This window comes from Flavobacteriales bacterium (assembly GCA_016700415.1).
Taxonomy (GTDB): domain Bacteria; phylum Bacteroidota; class Bacteroidia; order Flavobacteriales_F; family PHOS-HE28; genus PHOS-HE28.
The window spans coordinates 2,695,986-2,713,866 of record CP065018.1 but is presented as its reverse complement, the minus strand read 5'-3'; the positions used below and the strand labels follow the sequence as shown (position 1 = coordinate 2,713,866).

The 17,881-nt window shown below is 60.1% G+C and carries 12 protein-coding genes; 6 read left to right on the top strand and 6 right to left on the bottom strand.

The window, feature by feature from the left end:
• Positions 1-365: 365 nt before the first annotated feature.
• On the top strand, positions 366-548 hold the full coding sequence (locus IPP95_11315; protein QQS71771.1) for a hypothetical protein: 183 nt from the start codon (positions 366-368) through the stop codon (positions 546-548).
• On the opposite strand, the gene IPP95_11310 is transcribed toward IPP95_11315, so the two are convergent.
• From IPP95_11310 to IPP95_11295, 4 genes are all read right to left on the bottom strand, one after another.
• Positions 535-2,862: a hypothetical protein gene (locus IPP95_11310; protein QQS71770.1), complete on the bottom strand. Its 2,328-nt coding sequence runs from the start codon at positions 2,860-2,862 to the stop codon at positions 535-537. The two genes, IPP95_11315 and IPP95_11310, sit on opposite strands and share 14 nt — an antisense overlap.
• Positions 2,859-4,937: a hypothetical protein gene (locus IPP95_11305; protein ID QQS71769.1), complete on the bottom strand. Its 2,079-nt coding sequence runs from the start codon at positions 4,935-4,937 to the stop codon at positions 2,859-2,861. The genes IPP95_11310 and IPP95_11305 overlap by 4 nt, the downstream gene beginning before the upstream one ends.
• A gap of 155 nt (positions 4,938-5,092) precedes the next feature.
• Entirely contained in the window at positions 5,093-6,334 is a 1,242-nt protein-coding gene (locus tag IPP95_11300) for a nuclear transport factor 2 family protein (GenBank protein QQS71768.1), read from the bottom strand.
• Between the two features lie 76 nt (positions 6,335-6,410).
• Positions 6,411-6,932: a hypothetical protein gene (locus tag IPP95_11295; GenBank protein ID QQS71767.1), complete on the bottom strand. Its 522-nt coding sequence runs from the start codon at positions 6,930-6,932 to the stop codon at positions 6,411-6,413.
• A gap of 395 nt (positions 6,933-7,327) precedes the next feature.
• Between IPP95_11295 and IPP95_11290 the strand changes: the two genes are divergently transcribed.
• Positions 7,328-8,452, top strand: coding sequence for a hypothetical protein (locus tag IPP95_11290; GenBank protein ID QQS71766.1), 1,125 nt, complete (start codon positions 7,328-7,330; stop codon positions 8,450-8,452).
• 196 nt (positions 8,453-8,648) lie between these two features.
• On the opposite strand, the gene IPP95_11285 is transcribed toward IPP95_11290, so the two are convergent.
• Positions 8,649-10,409 carry an alpha/beta hydrolase gene (locus IPP95_11285; protein ID QQS71765.1) on the bottom strand — a complete coding sequence of 587 codons (1,761 nt, stop codon included), beginning with the start codon at positions 10,407-10,409 and terminating at the stop codon, positions 8,649-8,651.
• A 328-nt stretch (positions 10,410-10,737) separates the two neighbouring features.
• On the opposite strand from IPP95_11285, the gene IPP95_11280 reads away from it, so the two are divergent.
• The 4 genes from IPP95_11280 (at position 10,738) to IPP95_11265 (ending at position 16,668) form a co-directional block, all read left to right on the top strand.
• Complete coding sequence (locus IPP95_11280; GenBank protein ID QQS71764.1) at positions 10,738-12,423, top strand: formate dehydrogenase; 1,686 nt, start codon at positions 10,738-10,740, stop codon at positions 12,421-12,423.
• Positions 12,424-12,429: 6 nt separating this feature from the next.
• Positions 12,430-12,975, top strand: coding sequence for a 5-formyltetrahydrofolate cyclo-ligase (locus tag IPP95_11275; protein ID QQS71763.1), 546 nt, complete (start codon positions 12,430-12,432; stop codon positions 12,973-12,975).
• Positions 12,976-13,035: 60 nt separating this feature from the next.
• Positions 13,036-15,858 (top strand): formate dehydrogenase subunit alpha, encoded by a 2,823-nt coding sequence (gene fdhF / locus IPP95_11270; protein ID QQS71762.1) that lies wholly within the window; start codon positions 13,036-13,038, stop codon positions 15,856-15,858.
• 162 nt (positions 15,859-16,020) lie between these two features.
• Positions 16,021-16,668 carry a hypothetical protein gene (locus tag IPP95_11265; protein QQS71761.1) on the top strand — a complete coding sequence of 216 codons (648 nt, stop codon included), beginning with the start codon at positions 16,021-16,023 and terminating at the stop codon, positions 16,666-16,668.
• 47 nt (positions 16,669-16,715) lie between these two features.
• On the opposite strand, the gene IPP95_11260 is transcribed toward IPP95_11265, so the two are convergent.
• Positions 16,716-17,669, bottom strand: a complete 954-nt coding sequence (locus IPP95_11260) for an IS256 family transposase (protein ID QQS71760.1) — start codon at positions 17,667-17,669, stop codon at positions 16,716-16,718.
• Between the last annotated feature and the right edge of the window lie 212 nt (positions 17,670-17,881).

Here is a 17,881-nt window from a genome sequence, read left to right as displayed (position 1 = left end):
AGTAACCGGCAAGGCCATGATAGCTGGCCGCCAAATTCACCTCCGGTCCGGTGCGGCGATACCGCTCCAAAGCCGCTTGGTAGAAGGCCAAGCGCTCCTCTTGCGCACCGGAGGAATTGTAGGCGATGCGTATGAATGACAAGGGAGAGAAGTACAACTGCTCGACATGCTCCTTATCCAAGAGCTCGATGCTCTCCTTCCATGCCTTGATCGACCCGGGATAGTCTTCTTGTTGGTTCAAGCGGATCGCCTTAATGCAGGGGATGTAGGCCATGCCGACGCGGTATCCGAGGGTGGTGGAAAGGGCCGCGGCCTCCTTCAGGGAAACGAGGCATGCCGTGTCCCCGGTCGCGTCGAACGTCCACATGCCCACCCGGTTCAACATGTCCACGCGTGCTGTGGTGGGGCCTTCGGTGCGCAAGCGTGTGCGCAAGGAATCCAATTCATGCGTTTGGCCGATCGTGGACATGCAGGTGATGCACGCGAGGCACGATGTCATGGTCCATTTGACGAGCGCGCGAGGGACTGACAATTTCATTCTTGTGTGACCGATCCTGTCGCGTTGACAAAGTACATCTCCATCTCCCCTTTCCCTTTCGCCTGCACTTTTCCGCGTGGGGTGAACGTGAGATCCGCTTCACCCTTCACCAATGCATACGTCGCTTCGCTGATGTTCACTTGCCCGACTTCACCACTGCTCTCCATGCGGCTCGCCGTGTTCACCGTATCGCCCCAGATGTCGTAGGCGAACTTCTTCACACCCACGATGCCCGCCACTACCGGGCCGGTGTGGATGCCGATGCGGATCTCGAAGAAGGGCAGCCCGGCGGCGACCTTGCCGGCCCTGCCCTCGGCAATGAAATCGCGCATCTCGAAGGCGGCCCGCACCGCGTCCTCCGCGTGCGTACTGTTCTCCACCGGTAACCCGCCTGCAGCCATGTACGCATCACCAATAGTCTTGATCTTTTCCAACCCGTGCCGCTCCATCATCCCGTCAAAAGCGCTGAAGCATTCGTGGAGGTCCTTCACCAATTGCTTGGGACTCAGCTGTTCGCTCATCGCGGTGAAGCCTTTGAAGTCCGTGAAGAGCACCGTGACGTGCGGGATGAGCCGGGCCTCGGCCTCGCCCTTCTCCTTCAGTTCTTCCGCTACTTCCGCGGGAAGGATGTTCAACAGCAACTCATCACTGCGCTTGCGCGCCTTGCTGATCCGGTTGCGCTGGAAGAAGAACACGCCCGCGAACAAAGCCACCAGTGCGAAGCCGCCCATGAAGCCATTACGCACCAGCTTCTGCTTCTGGATCTCCTTCGCTTGCACCTCCTTGTCCTTCCCGAGCAGCACGATCTCCTGCTCCTTCTTCTCGGTCTCGTATTGCACACTGAGCAAGGCCACGGCCTTCGCCTTATCGATGTTGAGGGTGCTGTCCTTTATGACAGCATACTGCTTGAAGAAGTCCAGCGCTGCAACAGGGTTCCCTTGCAGGTCGTACGATCGTGCCAAACCCCGCAAGGCCTGTTCTTGGGGCTTCAACAGGTCGTTCTTACGCCCCAGTTCCAGCGCCCGGGTGAAGAGGCTTTCCGCATGCGCCCGCGCTTCGGTGCGCTTGTTGCCAGTGGCCGCCAGAACGTGGGCCGAAGCACTCAAGAGCACATTGCCCAAGGCGTTGGACTCCCTTGCTTCCAGTTCCGAGGAGGTAACGTCTCTGCGATGCATCCGCAATGCACCCTCATAGTGCGTGATGGCCGCTACCGTGTCCCCCTTCATGGCTAAGGCATCGCCCTCCCAACCTTCGATCTCGCCGAGTTCCGCCTCATTATCCCCCTGCGATGAAATGGCGCGTGCCTTATCCAAGTGGAACAATGCACTGTCCGGCTTTTGTTGGCGCAAACAGACAATGGCCAGGCCGATCAAGGTGTTCGGACTGCCACTCGGCTGCTTGGTGAGTGCTGTCCGGAAGTATGATCCTGCCGCCTCTGTATCGTTCATTTCAAGGAGCAGGTATCCGACATTCGCATAGAGTTCGCCGATCGCATGTTCGTGCTGTTGCGCCTCGAGGGAGCGGATGCTCGCCAGTGTATACTGTAGGCCACGTTCATAATCCGCAGAGCCGATGAACATGAACCCCAGGTTCTGTTGCATGGCAGAGATCACCCAGAGATTGCCATCCCGTTCGGCCATTGCGAGTGCCCGCTCCAGCGCTAGGATGAGGGCCTTGGTGTCATCCGCATAGAGTCCGACGAAGAGCCGCGCGCCCTCACATTGCGCCAAGCCCGACAAGTCGTGGTTTGCCTCGTAGATGGCGGTCGCCTTCTCCAGGCTGTCCTTCCTTCCCTGTACATCGGTATTGAGAATGAACAACGACGACTCCACCAATACCTCTGCCACGCCTTGGTCATCGCCCACACTGCGCAGCAGCCGAATGGCTTCGGCCATCTCTTGCCTGTAGTTCGCAGTGGTATCGCCCCATACCGCTTTGGCGTTGTTGAACCAGTAGTTGTACCCGAGCAAGCGCGGGTGGCCACCCTTGCCAGTGATCGTCATGGCGCGCTTGTTCACCGAATCGGCGGCAGCGAACTCTTCCGCGCGGATGTGCGCATAGGCCTCGAAGGTCCAAGCCGCCGCACGGCCTTCATCGTTGTCCAAACGATCGGCGATGCGCCATGCCTCATGTGCGGCGTCCAGCGCTTTCGGGTAGTTGATGGTGGCGTACACGCGGGCCATTTCCACCAGCGTGTTCATGCGCGCCGTATCCGGTCCGGGCTGCTCGCTCAACCGATCGATGAGACGATCCAGCCGGGCTTGCTGACCGAATGCCGGGACAAGAGCGGCCCAAAGCACCAGAAGGAGAAGTGTCCGGGTCAAGTGATGGGATTGTTATTGGATACAAAGTACATTTCCATTTCCCCTTTGCCCTTCGCTTGCACTTTGCCTCGCGGGGAGAACGTGAGGTCCGCTTCATCTTTCACGAGTGCATACGTCGCTTCACTGATGTTCACCTGCCCCACCTCACCGCTGCTTTCCATGCGGCTCGCCGTGTTCACCGTGTCACCCCAGATGTCGTACTGGAACTTCTTCACGCCTACGATGCCTGCTACGACCGGACCGGTGTGTACGCCGATGCGGATCTCGAAATAGGGTAGGCCCGCCGCCACTTTTCGCGCTTTGCCTTCGGCGATGAAGTCCCGCATTTCCAACGCGGCGCGCACCACATCCGTGGCGTGCGTGGTGTTGGGCGTGGGCAGGCCGCCCGCCGCCATGTAAGCGTCACCGATGGTCTTGATCTTCTCGATGCCGTACTTCCCGCAGATGCCGTCGAAGGCGCTGAAGCATTCATGGATGTCGCGCACCAGCTCCTTCGGACTGAGCTGTTCGCTCATCGCGGTGAAGCCTTTGAAATCCGTGAAGAGCACCGTGACATGCTCAATGAGCTCGGCCTCCGCGCTTCCTTTCGCCTTGAGTTCGTTCGCCACCTCCTCCGGCAGGATGTTGTGCAGCAGATCATCCGAACGTTGTTTCTCCACGCGCAGTTCCGCCGTGCGTTCGTTCACCTCGATGTCCAGCTCATCGCGCTGCCGCGCCAGCAGGCGGTTGGCATGCACCGAACGCAGCGCCATATAGACCGCGATGGTGACCGGCATGGAGAGGTAGACGGTGAGCCGCATGATCGTGCGCAGGAGGAACGGCATTTCCTGTCCCGAATAGTTGTAGGCTTGCTCCAACAACACCCCACCGCAGACGAAGACCAATGACCCGACGGCGATCAACCAACCACCAGGCACCTTCTTCCGCATGGCGTTCCAAGCTTGGCGCACCACCTCGAAAAAATAGATCAGCGTCATCCAAGAGCCGTACTTACCGGACGTTCCGGGGAAATAGTAATTCAGGAAGTTCAGGCCGATCATCACCGCAGTTAGGCCGATGAAGAACCACGTGCCGCGCCGATCGCCATCGCCGAACATGGCGCGCAACACCAGCACGAGGAACAGTATGCTGAGCGGATAGGCCAGATCATTCACGTAACCAATTTTTTCCATAGCGGCCAAAGGGAGGTCGGCGGCCACCTTCATCACCGTGTTGGTGATGGCCACCAACGCCAAGGCGAAGGAGAATACCGCCAATTGCGGCCAGCCCTTGTCACGACCACCCCAGGAAAGGATGGCGATGGCCAGGAGCATGATGAGCAGGTTGATGCCCGTGAACATGCCGTACAGGAGCAACGCGTTGCCTTCAAGTTCCCTGATGTTCTCCGTGACCGCGGAGCTGGAAAGGTCGAACTTCAAGAGGTCGGAGCCGCCTCGATTGAAGTCGCGGTCAGGTGCGTACACCGCACGGATGGCGATGATCTCCGGCCTCCCATCGTACAGAAAATGAAGACGGACCGTGCGACGTGGACTGAATGAGGCTGTGTGGTAAGGCCCTGCTATCTCCGGTGCAGGCAGGCTCCCGATGCGATCCACCATGCGGCCGTTCAGGTATACCTCGATGGCGCCTTGGCTGAAGATGTGGAGGTCTGCTTCACCCATGCCGGATGTATCCGAAGTGGTCGGGCACACCATTTCGAAACGCACCCAGAAGACCTTGCCGCGTGAAAGATCTGCGTAGGCGGAGCTGTCCAGTGCAGGCCACATCGCGTCATCGTATCCGCGCGTTGCGAATTCGGCGCGGTCGTCCTGTGAATAGCGCGGATGTCCGAGCTGCATCAGGTCGATGCCCGGCATTCTGGTCACGATATCCCACGCAAAGAACCGATGGTCGCGCAAGGCTTGTTCAGTGATCACTAAGGCGTCGCTTCGTGGCGCGGTCTCCCGTTGCAACGAAGGTGATGGAACAGCAGCCGTATCGATCCCGGATGCATTCACCGCGGCCGCCATGGTGAGCGACCTTCCTGCGGAAAGCAGGATCATGAAAACGAGCAGGCGACAAAATGCGCGGCTCATCGTGCACTGCGTTCAGCCTCCATGGAAACTCCGAACGGATGGACCGGACCCCTCATGTTTGTTGTGTGTAGACCGGTGTTATCCGGCCTTGCAAGGTGCGCATTCCCTCCGGTCTTGCGCCTCGTATTTCTACGGGGTACGCTGGCTTGGCCACTTTAGGCCCGCTCCACGTAGTACATCTCCATCTCTCCCTTCCCTTTCACCTGCACTTTTCCGCGCGGGGTGAAGCTGAAGGATTGTCGGTTGTCCGATATCCTTTGTTCATCCGCACGCCCGACAACCGACAACCGATCACCGACAACCAACCGGTACGTCGCCTCGCTGATGTTCACCTGCCCGACCTCGCCTGAAGATTCCATGCGGCTCGCGGTGTTCACCGTATCGCCCCAAATGTCGTACTGGAACTTCTTCACGCCTACGATGCCCGCCACTACCGGACCGGTGTGGATGCCCACCCGCATCTCGAACGCGGGCAGGCCTTGCCCATCGCGTTCCTTCTTCCGCGACTTCATGAACGACTGCATCTCCAACGCCGCATGCACCACGTCCGTCGGCGTGCTTGTGCCGGGGTCGGGCAGGCCGCCCACGCACATGTAGGAGTCGCCTATGGTCTTGATCTTCTCGATGCCACGAGCGGTGATGATGTTGTCGAAAGCCTTGAAGCAGCTGTTCAGTTCCGCCACCAGTTCCTGCGGTGACATCAGTTCACTGGCCCGCGTGAAATCCTTGAAATCCGTGAACAGGATGGTGGCGTTCTCGTACTGCTTTGCGATCGAGGTGCCGGTGTCCATCAATTCCTGCGCCACCTCCGCAGGCAGGATGTTGAGCAACAGATCTTCGCTGCGCTTCTTCTCATACTTCAGCTGGCGCGTTCGCTCCGCCACCTGTCCTTCCAGTTCCTTGTTGCGCGCAATGATCTTCGGGTTGGTCATGTATTCGCCTTCCTGCAAACGGTAATCCGGCTCGGACCCGTGTACGTGCACCACCGACCACTGGCCGTCCCGCCTGTGGAAAATGGTGGTCTGCCGCAGCAGGTCGCGAATGGGTGTACCGGCGTGCTCCTGGATCCAGTAGGAATCGCATTCCGTCCAGGCCGTGTCGCCTAGCAGGTGCACATCGAGCCACAGGTTCTCTATAACGAAGGGCTCAGGATATTGCTCCAAGCCCTTCTCGTTCATGGCGCGGTACTGGGCCTTGTTGGTGGCCCGTTCGTGCATTGCGGTGCCGAAGAATGTGATGTCCTCGGCGCAAATGCTGAAGCGTTCGTCGAGGTCGCGGCGCGCATAGCTCTGCCAGAACTTGTCGTGAGCAGCCAGCACGGCTGCTTCCTCGGGATCCCCGTGAAATGGTCGCCCTTCATCCGATGGACTACCCGATGTCGATCCTGGTTCCGCCATTGAAGCGGAAAGGTAAGCTGGTACCGACCGGTCGCAATAACCACTGCCTCCCTGACTGAGTTGCCACCTCACGAAGTCAGCCTTCACCAAGGCTGTTACTAACGAAGTACATCTCCATTTCACCCTTGCCCTTTGCTTGCACTTTGCCGCGCGGGGTGAAGGTGAATGCAGGTCGGTGAATGGGAGTTGGTGAATGGTGAATGGGTTGCTCACTATTCGCCAATGACCATTCGCTATTCACATCTTTCACCAGTACATACGTCGCCTCGCTGATGTTCACCTGCCCCACTTCACCGCTGCTCTCCATACGGCTGGCGGTGTTCACCGTGTCGCCCCAGATGTCGTACTGGAACTTCTTCACGCCTACGATACCCGCGACGACCGGGCCGGTGTGGATGCCCACGCGCATTTCGAAGACGGGCTTGCCTGCCGCAACGGGCTGCTGCTTGTGCTCATGCATGAAGGCCGGCATGGCCAGACGGCCTCCTCCTAGTGCGGAACGCCAAAATAGTTCATCGGTCCACGAGGCACGGACAACCTGACCCTCATGCCGGAAAGCGGGCGCTGCCTGTGTGGGCATGCAGTCGGACAGCAGCATTATCCGGTACGGCAGCTACCTCGGCGAGATCAGCATCGCCACCCCCGATAGCCTCTAGGTGCTTCGAAGCGGAAACCGACAGTACCTTCTTGATCAAGGTGAACACGCTCGGCGAGGTGCAATGGGTGCGGAGCACCGAAGGGCGAAGCTGGGCGGAAGGCCTGAGCGTGAATGCTGCCGACAATATCCACATCCATCGTTAGGGTATCCGATTTGCAATAATCCCAGAGGTCGCGTCACATTGGGACTCATGACCGGTCCATACCAACAAAGGGCCGCTTTCAGGCATCGACCCGGAACAAATAACATTGGTCATGATCAGCATGGCCCTGTTGAGCTAATATTGCTGATCGCCCATGGATACGAACCGACCAGCACCTCTGCAACCTGAGGAAATGATCTCGCAAGCATCGCGGCTCGGCCTTGCGACGCCACGCCTGACCATCAGTGCCGATCTAGCCCAAAAACTCGTGTCCGCAGGCGCTCTGGCACCCTCGGCAGGCAATGATCAGCCATGGAAATTGCTGTTGCACGGCGGCCGCCTGCTCTTGTTCCACGACGCCGAGCGGTCCTACTCCGTCCACGACCCCGAACGAATGATCCCGCACATCGCGCTCGGGATGTTCATTGAGAACGTGCTCCAGCAAGCCGGTGCATCCGGCGTGCAGCTCGACGTCCGCATGGCCGAAGCAGTCGGCCCGGGTCCGATCGCCTGGTTCGAACGCGTCGAGGGAACGCCACGCCCGGAGTCCTACGCGTGGGCGGAACAGCTCGCTGCCCGGCATACCAACCGGGGCCCCTCCCTGGGCACGGACCTGCCTCAAGGAACGATCGCAGCATTGCAGGAGGCCCTGGCAGCGGTGGAGGGGGCACGCCTGCTGGCGGTCGAGGACCGCGATGCGCTGGCCCGGGTAGGCGGCATCTGCGGAACGGCGGAACAGATCCGGCTGCTGGACCCGCATGGACATGCCGAATTCTTCGGGCGCGAGGTGCGTTGGACCGCTGCGGAAGCGGCCCGCACCCGCGACGGGCTGGATGTGCGGACCCTCGGGTTGCCAGCGGCCGGGCGCATGGCCCTGCGCCTTGCGGCCAAGCCCTGGTTCATCGATCTGCTGCGGCGGAGCGGTAGCCGCGCATTGGAGCGCCCGACCGCCGATGCCGTGCGGAACGCGGCCGCGGTGGTACTGGTGGCCGTGCCACAACTGGACCTGCGCGGGCGCCTGCTGGCCGGACGTGCTGCCCAGCGGGTATGGTTGAAGGCCACGGCGATGGGTGTGGCGGTCCACCCGGTATCGGCCTCCATCTTTTTTGGGCATCTTGCCGAGCACCCATCACTGCGTGTGCTGGGTGATGCGCAAGCACAGAAGTGCCGCGCATTGCTCCAGGAGATACGCTCCCTGTTCAACGTGCAGGGACTTCAGCCAGCGCTCATGATGAAGCTGACCCTCGCCGGTGCCACGGAAGTGCGCTCGCTGCGCATGCCGGTCGAGGACATGCTCTTCACGAGCGATGAACGATGACAACGCCTGATATGATAGGCACGAACTTCGACAGGGCCGCTTGAAGCGGAAGATGACTAGCGCGGACCTCTGATCCGGCCGCTCAACAATGACCGCCATGCCCAGCATTAGCCTCCAGCGCCGGCGCTCGTTTTTTTTCGCGCACCGATCCCTTGTGGCCTCCGGCCAACTTCAACCTTTCCTTCCGCAATGCGCTCTACGGCAGCTGTTCCGTCCGCGTACCCGTGGGCGAGCTGCCGCCAACACTCTGTAGAATGATATCGCGGTCGTTGGCCGCGCCGGTGTACTGCACCACGCCGTTCATGTTCACATCGGTGGGCAGGTAGCCCGTGGCGATCTCTGTGGGTGAGCTGCCGCCGATGCTCTGCAGGACAACATCACGGTCGTTGTCCGCACCGGTGTACTTCACCGCCCCGTCGAAGTTCACGTCGCCCGCCCAGAGCGCTTTGACCGGGAAGGCTCCCCAGACGCTTTTACGTGCCTCGGTGCCATAGGTGGAAGTGGCCGCATTGGTGAGATCCACCGGAGTAGGTGTGGCATCCAAGATCACAGGGTCCAGGGTCATCGCGCCCAAATGGTTGCGGTGCAGCACTGCCACATTGTACATCGCGGGGGCCGCGTTGAAGTGGACCGGGGAGTTGCCGTCGACGTCCACGATGTCGCCGTCACGTTGGAGCAAGGCACTGCGCGTGGCCGATACCACTGCGGGGTCCATCGCATCGCGCAGCTCCAGCACCACCCAGTCCACAATGGCGTCGTTGCCGGTGACCATGAGCACGGCGGGCTGGATGAACTCGTCGCCGCCACCAGCATGTGAATAGCCCAATGCGGTGTAGGGTTCGATCATAGGAAAGCCGCCTAAGCTGCGGAGCTGATCGTCCATCAGACCTGTCGAAGCATCGTACGGGCCGTCCAGAAAAACGCGTGCGGCGAGGTTCACCCCCGTGACCGGGCTGCAGAAAAGGTCCCGCAGGAAGAGTTCCGTCTCCAATAGGATCGCGTCCGGGTCATGCACACCGTGTTCGTTGCCGGCATAGAGATGGAGGAGGTAGCGGCCCGGTGCCGGGTCGAGGTGCTGGATCCTGATGTCGGTAACGCACGATCCATAGAGCCAGGGGAAGTTGTCGCCTACGCCCAAGGGCAGGCCCCAGAGCCCTTGCTGGTAGCCGCAGCCCACCACGGGGTCGCCCGTCTGATGGTACATGTACAAAGCAGGATCCAGCGGTCCGGAGATGAGCGACGTGTCCAGCAATCCGCCGTAGTTCGAGGCCACGGCCAACACCTTTTCGTTCTGGCCGTTCAGGTTCAAGGTGCCCTCGATCGGCCCGAGGTCCGGCCGGGGATAGGTGCTGGTGAAGCGCGTCACCGGGCCGATGGCCTCGCATGCGGCCGGCTTCTTCGAGGGGTCGTCCACATACGCGGCATGCAAGGCGGTGATGGCGCCGGCGCTGAAGCCCATCAGCATCACATTCACGGTGCTGGTGCTGTCGATCGCGCTGCGGGCTTTCAGAAAGCGGATGGCCCCGCGCGCATCCTGCTGGGCCCTGTACGCCGCACGCACGATCTCTGCCGGGTCATAGGCGAACGGCGAGCTGAGCGGCCACGGAGCATAGAAGCCCAGCCGATAGCTGATGGTGGCCGCGGCCCAGCCCTTGCTCGCCAGATCACGGCACATCGCGTTGAGGTCGCTGCGGTCCCCGTCGAAGAAGCCGCCGCCGGGGATCAGGATGATCAACGGCCGTTGCGTCTGCTCGTCGTCCACGGGCTTAAAAAGGTTCAACCGCAGCTCCTGCGTGGTGCCGTTGTACCGAACGCTCGAACCGTAGAGGATGTCCATCTCCTGTTGCACCCCGAACATCGGCTCGGTGAAGGGGATGGAGCAGTCCTGCGCGAGCAGTGCCGGCGCCGTGAGCACCGATAGATTGGCAAAGGACAATGCACGGAACCCGGCTTTCATGATGGTATGGTAACGGCATTTCGATCCCGATCGATATGGACATGGTCCGACAACTACAGGGCCGACGTCTATCTGAAGCTCGCGATGAGCGGTGCCGGAAAGGTCGAAAGGGACCCGGCTCGTCCTACACGCAAAGACTTGGAACACAAGCACAGCGCTGGACCAGAGGCCATTAAGGTGGGGGCTAGGCGACATGTAGTTGTCAGTTGTTCGTTGTCAGTTGTCAGGCTGCCGACGGATGCCTTAACGATCACTCCGATCCTGCGTGCGTTCATCCAAATCGCTTCTCTTCCTACCTTGGCACGTCCGGAAAAGGATCCAACTACGCATGTCCAAGAACATCACATCGCTCAGCGGCCGCGACGGCAAGGAGCTCGACGACGCACTATGGGAACGACTGCAGGACCGCGCCCGATCGAACGGCGGATCACCTTCCGTGGAAGCGCTCACTGAAGTGGGTGATGACTTCCTCGTGGGCGAGGCGAACACCTACGGCACCAGCAGTTTCTACGATTTTTTGAAGCGGGAGAACAAGGGCGTGAAGGCCTACGTGTGCAACGGCAGCACCTGCTTGGTGGCCGGCACGCAGGATCATGTCCACCAGGAACTGAGCAAGCATTTCAAGGCGGAGGAGATCGGCCACATGTGCTGCCTGGGACGCTGCCACGAGAACAGTGCGTTCAACATCGGCGGCCGGAACTACAGCGGCGATAGTGTCGATCATCTCGGTGATCTCATGAAGAGCGGCAAAGCCGAAGCGAACGGCAAGCACTATGTCGGCACTTCGATGGAGAAGCCGGTCCTTACGGCACCGATGCCTGCGCTCGGCGACTTCTACGCCATCTGGGAACGCGTGCTGAAGGCCGACCCCGCCGACGTCCTCAACGAGATCAAGGTCGCGACGATCCGCGGCCGCGGCGGTGCGGGCTTCCCGATGGGCTTCAAGCTGCAGGCCTGTCGCGATGCGGAGGACAGGACGGGCAATGGCACACCGCGCAAGTACATCGTGTGCAACGCCGACGAAGGCGATCCCGCCGCGTTCAGCGATCGCTATCTGCTGGAGCAACGACCGCACCTCGTGCTGTTAGGCATGATGATCGCCGGGTACTGCGCGGGGGCCGATACGGGTGTGCTGTACATACGCGCCGAGTATCCCGAAGCTGTGCAGATCGTGAAGGAGGCCGTTGCGGAATTGGAAGCGAAAGGCTGGATCGGAAAGAACATCAAGGGCAGCGGTTTCAACTACCGCTTCAAGGTGATCATGGCCGCCGGTGCATACGTGTGCGGCGAAGAGACCGCCCTGCTCAACAGCATCGAAGGCAAGCGTGGCGAAGTGCGCACGCGTCCACCCTACCCCGCGCAACAAGGCCTGTTCAACCGCCCCACCTTGGTGAACAACGTGGAGACCCTGGCTTGCGTCCCGTGGATCATCGCCAATGGTGGTGAAGCCTTCGCGAAGCTCGGCACCGAAAAAAGCAACGGCACCAAACTCGTGAGCATGGACAGCGCCTTCAACCGGCCCGGTCTGTACGAGGTGGAATGCGGCACGCCATTGCGCAAAGTGATCGACGAGCTCGGACAGGGCTTCAGGAAAAAGGTGAAGGCCCTGCACATCGGCGGACCGCTCGGCGGCATCGTGCCCTTGAGCAAGATCGACAAGCTGAGCATCGATTTCGAGAGCTTCCAGCAGGAGGGCTTCCTGCTCGGCCATGCCGGCGTGTTGAGCATCCCCGAAGATTTCCCGATGGTGGAATACCTCGATCACCTCTTCCAATTCACCGCCGTGGAGAGCTGCGGCAAATGCTTCCCCTGCCGCATCGGCAGCAAGCGCGGCGAGGAACTGCTGCATCAAGCGCAGACCAACGGCAACAAGATCGACCGCGCGCTCTTCGACGACCTGTTGGAGACCCTGGAGATCGGCAGCCTCTGTGCGCTCGGTGGCGGCCTGCCGCTCGGCATCAAGAACGCACTTCAGTATTTCGATGAAGAGCTGAAGGCCTACTTCAAGGCCTGAGCCGGAATGATCGCTGCCGAAAAGAAAGCCCTGCGCCAACGCATGTCCGCCCTGCGCGATGCCTGCGACCCTGCCGAACGTGCCGCATTGAGCGCATGCATCATCACCGAGATCGAAGCGGTGATGCGCGTGCGCAAGGTGAAGGTGCTGCACAGCTTCCTGCCGATGGGCTCGGAGGTGGACCTCTTTCCGCTGCTGGACCGCGCCGTGGCGAAGGGCATTGCAGTCTACGCGCCGAAGTCCTTGAAGGGCCGCGTGATGGAGAACTACCGTTACACGGGTCAGCAAGACCTGGTGCCCGGTGTCTTCGGCACACGGCATCCGGCGGGCGATGCCTATACCGGAACCTTCGACCTGATCATCGTCCCGGGGCTGGCCTTCACCGCCAAGGGCCACCGGCTGGGCTACGGCGCCGGGTACTACGACACCTTCCTGCCACAGCACCCGGAGGCGTTCACCGTGGCGGTCTGCTTCCCTTTTCAAGTGGTGGCCAGCCTGCCCGTAGAAGGCCATGACCATGTGGTGCACCGCGTGGCAAGCGGCGGCACTTAGGCCTTGGCCTGCACCGTTCATTACCTTCGTACATCCCCAATGAATCCGACGTCCGCTTCCATGGCAAACACCACAACCACAGCTCATTCCGGTCCGAAGTCCGCGCCGACCGATACCAAGGTGGCGTTCATCAACGGGAAGGCGCACCCCATCGTGGAGGGCGAAACCATGCTCGCCTTCCTGCGCCGCTCCATGGGCCCGGACCCCGTGCCCACGCTCTGTGATGCACCGAACCTGGAACCCTTCGGATCTTGCCGCGTGTGCAGCGTGGAAGTGGCGTTGAAGGAGGACGGACCGACGAAAGTGATGGCCAGCTGCCATTCGCCCGTGGCGCAAGGGCAGTACATCACCACGCACAGCGAGCGCATGAAGCGCCTGCGCAAGAACATCGTGGAGCTGGTGCTCACCAACTACCCGGTGGAGCAGCTGAAGACCGAGGACCACGGCGCCAACGAACTCTACAACGTGGTGCAGAAGATCGGCTTCGACGTGGACAACGTGCGCTACCCGAAAGGCGCGCTTCCGTTGGATGCCGCCGGTGCCGATCGCGCCTTCGCGAAGGACACCACGCACCCGTATATGGTGAGCAACCTCGACAGCTGCATCAACTGCTACCGCTGCGTGCGGGCCTGCGATGAGGTGCAGGGTGAAATGGTGTTGACCATGGCCGGTCGCGGCTTCGACAGCTGGATCGCGAAGGGCACGGGCGAGAGCTTCATGGAGAGCGATTGCGTGAGCTGCGGCGCCTGTGCGCAGGCCTGCCCCACCAGCGCCATCACCGACGTGTTCCGCAGCAAGGAGACCGAGGCCGACCGCATCGTGCGCACCGTATGCACCTACTGCGGCGTGGGCTGCAACCTGGACGTTCGCGTGAAGGACGAGAAGGTCGTGGCCATCCGCGCGCCCTATGATGCCGAAGCGAACCAAGGGCACACCTGCTTGAAGGGCCGCTACGCTTTCAGCTTCTATGACCATCCGGACCGCATCCGCACGCCGCTCCTGAAGAAGGATGGCAAGTTCGTTCCGGCCACCTGGGACGAGGCCTACGACTTCATCGTACACAAATTCACGCAGTTGAAGAAGGACCACGGACCCGACAGCATAGCGGGGATCAGCAGTGCGCGCTGCCCGAACGAGGAGAACTACCTCATGCAGAAATTCATGCGGGCGGTGATCGGCACCAACAACATCGACTGCTGCGCGCGCGTATGCCACAGCCCCACGGCCTTGGGCATGCAGTACACCTATGGCACGGGCGCGGCCACCAACAGCATCGACGACCTCAACGACACGGACACGATCATGGTGATCGGTGCCAACCCCACCGATGCGCACCCCGTGACCGGTGCCAAGATCAAGCAGCAGGCCATGAAGGGCAAGACGCTGATCGTGATCGATCCACGGCGCATCCACTTGGCCAAGTACGCGCAACACCACCTGCAGCTGAAGCCCGGCACCAATGTGGCCCTGCTGAACATGATGATGCACTACATCATCAAGGAAGGATTGGTGGATCAGAAGTTCATCGACAGCCGCACGGAGGGCTATACGGAGTTCCGCGACCACCTGCTGGCACTGGACATCGACAAAATGGAAGCTGTTACCGGCGTGCCGCGTGAGCAGGTGCGCGCCGCTGCGATGACCTACGCGAAGAGCCCCGCCGCCATGAGCTTCCACGGCCTGGGCGTCACCGAACATTCGCAAGGCACCTTCACCGTGATGCAGATCGCCGACCTGGCGATGATGACCGGCAACATCGGCAGACGCGGTGTGGGCGTGAACCCGTTGCGCGGACAGAACAACGTGCAGGGCGCGGCGGACATGGGCGCGCAACCGCACCAAGGCGCTGGCTATTTCGAGGTCGATGATGCCGAGATCAACAAACTGTACGAAGCCCACTACGGCGTGCCTGTTCCATCACACATCGGCTACAAGATCCCCGAGATGTTCAACGCCGCGATCGATGGCAGCCTGAAGGCGCTGTGGCTGATCGGAGAGGACGTGGTGCAGACGGACCCGAACACCAACAAGGTGATCAAGGCCATGGAAAGCTTGGAGTTGCTGGTGGTGCAAGAGCTCTTCATGACCGAGACCGCCCAGTACGCCGATGTGATCCTGCCCGGTGCCAGCTTCCTGGAAAAGAGCGGCACCTTCACCAATGGCGAGCGCCGTGTGCAACGCGTGAACGCGGCAGTGGAACCATTGTCCGGCACCAAGCCCGATGGCCAGATCATCGTGGACATCATGAACCGCATGGGCTTCAAGCAGCCGGACTACCACCCGAGCTGGGTGCTGGAGGAGATCAGCCGCATCGTGCCGTTCTTCAAAGGCATCCGCTGGGAGAACCTCGGCGAAAATGGCAAGCAATGGCCCGTGGCCGAGGATGGTACCGACACGCAGATCCTGCACGGCGCCACCTTCAAGCGCGGCCTGGGCCGGTTCTTCGCGCCGGACTGGATCGAGAGCAAGGAGGTGAGCGAGCACGGCAAAGACTACCCCTACATCATCACCACCAACCGCGAACTGGAGCACTACAACTGCGGCACCATGACGCGCCGCACGCTCAACAGCGACATCCTTACCGAAGATGTGCTGCTGATCCACCCGGACGATGCCGCCAAGAACAACCTCGCCGATGGCGACATGGTCTGCGTGGAAAGCCCGCGCGGCAAGGTGGACATCAAGGCCAAGATCACCGACGAAGTGAAGCCCGGCATCCTCAGCAGCACCTTCCACTTCCCGGAGATCATGCTCAACATCATCACCAGTGATGTACACGATAGTGAGGCGCTATGCCCGGAGTATAAGGTGGTGAGTTGCCGGATACGGAAGGCGAAGAAAGGGCATTTGAGGAAGGCGGGGGAGATTAGCTTAAATGCTTGAAGTATTAGGGCGTGCCCCCGCCTCAAATGCAGGCGGGGTCCGGCTTTTCGCTGCAAGTCCGCACTCGTCGTTCCTCCTCGCTTGCGGGCTTTACGCTTCAATCCGTCACGCGGAGCTCTGACGCGATAACTCTCACCTTGCTCAATAGTGTAAATCGATGTCATGGATTCCAATCTGCACGAAGTCAAACCCTCTGGCATCTTTGGTTGGAGTTCATACCTGAAGCGTGTCCTAAGGGAGGCCCAATTGCAGGTGAGTACAGGTCCCGCAAGCTTTATCGCTTGGGATGCCGGTCACAACAAACACTATCACATCGATTCGTTCCTGTGTGTTGATAGTACTTCCTTTCATGTCTGGCGCCAAAGGCAGACCTCGATTCTCGACATCACGAAAGGAAGAGTGATAAAGTACTCGAAGCTCAACGACAAGGTGCGTCAGAAGGGCTTGTTACCGCTGTTGCAGGCTGCTCATGAACTACGGGGAGTGTGCATCACCATCGCGATTGAGAAAGCTGTTATCGCCCACTGGGTTGAACATCACCGCCACGACTTCGAGCTGCTTATAGGAAGTACGTTTCATCACAAGTGGAAGACGACAAACCTGTGGAAATCGTTTGTTGTTGCTGACAATCTAAACCTGCTTTTAGGCGCGTTCGTTGCCGATGACGATCGCAATTTGGTCTTCTTCGACAATGATGATGACCTCTTGGGGAATGAAAATCAACGCATGGATTTCAATACGGCACTAAGTTCTTGGCATGGGTTCGGGAGTATTCCGAAATGTGTGTCAATCTGCACTGAGGCACGGTGACATTCTCCTGGCCCCAAGCCAAAGGAGAATGTCTCCGTGCCGGATCCTCAGACCAGCACATGGGCCAATCTTTCGGGGTACATGTTGCTCAACGACTGAAGGATCTGCGGCCAGCTGCGGACCTTTCTCTTCCAGCTTTTCTCGTTGTGCTTAAGTGTCAAATATAATTGCTTCTCCAAGGCACTTTCGCTGATGAACGCACCCTTGGTCTTGGTGGCCTTGCGAAGAATGCGGTGCAGGGCCTCCACCGGGTTCGTGGTGTAGATCACCCTGCGTATGGCATCGGGATGATCAAAGAACGGGCTTAGCTCGCACCAGTCTTTCTCCCACTTGGCCGCGATCTCCGGATATCTCCCTACCCATTCCCGCTTGAACTCCTGGAGCTTTTCCCAGGCCGCTTCGGGACTATCCTGCTGGTAGATCGAACGCAGTCCTTGGCAAACTGTCTTGTAGTCCTTCCAAGAGACGAACTTCAAGCTGGTGCGCACCATATGGACGATGCAGCGCTGTACGACCGCTCGCGTGAATACGCCTTGGATCGCCTCGCTGAAGCCGTTCAGGCCGTCCACGCTGAAGAACAGCACGTCCTTTACCCCGCGGTCCTTGATGTTCTCCAGAACGCGCGCCCAATGGCGTGCTCCTTCCGCATCGCCGATGAACAAGCCGAGAACATCACGTTCCCCGTCCATCCTCACCCCGTATACCGAGTAAACGGCTTTGGTCAACACCTTTCTATTCTCCCGGACCTTGTAGTGGACCGCATCGAGATAAATGACCACGTACACCTCTTCCAGCGGGCGGTTGCGCCATGTCTCGATCTCCTCGAACACCCGGTCGGTGATCGAGCTGATGAACGATGGGGAGTAGCTCACCCCGTACATCTTCTTTAGATGGTCCCCAATGTCCTCGTAGCTGGTGCCCTTGCCGTACAGATGCGGGGATCTGGTTCTCCAGTTCGGGGGCCAGCGACCGGTCCCACTTCTTGATGATCGTCGGCTCAAAACTGCCGTTGCGGTCTCGCGGAGGCCTGACCGAAACGGGACCCAGTGCCGTTCTCACGGTCTTGTCGGTGTAGCCGTTGCGCCTATTGCTCCGCTTCTTCTCCTGGTCCAAATGCGCGTCCATCTCCCCTTCGAAGGCGGCGGAAAGCAGGCGGCCGATCATGCCCGTGAGCACACCGTGTTCTCCGATCAGGCCCTTGCCTTCTGTCAAT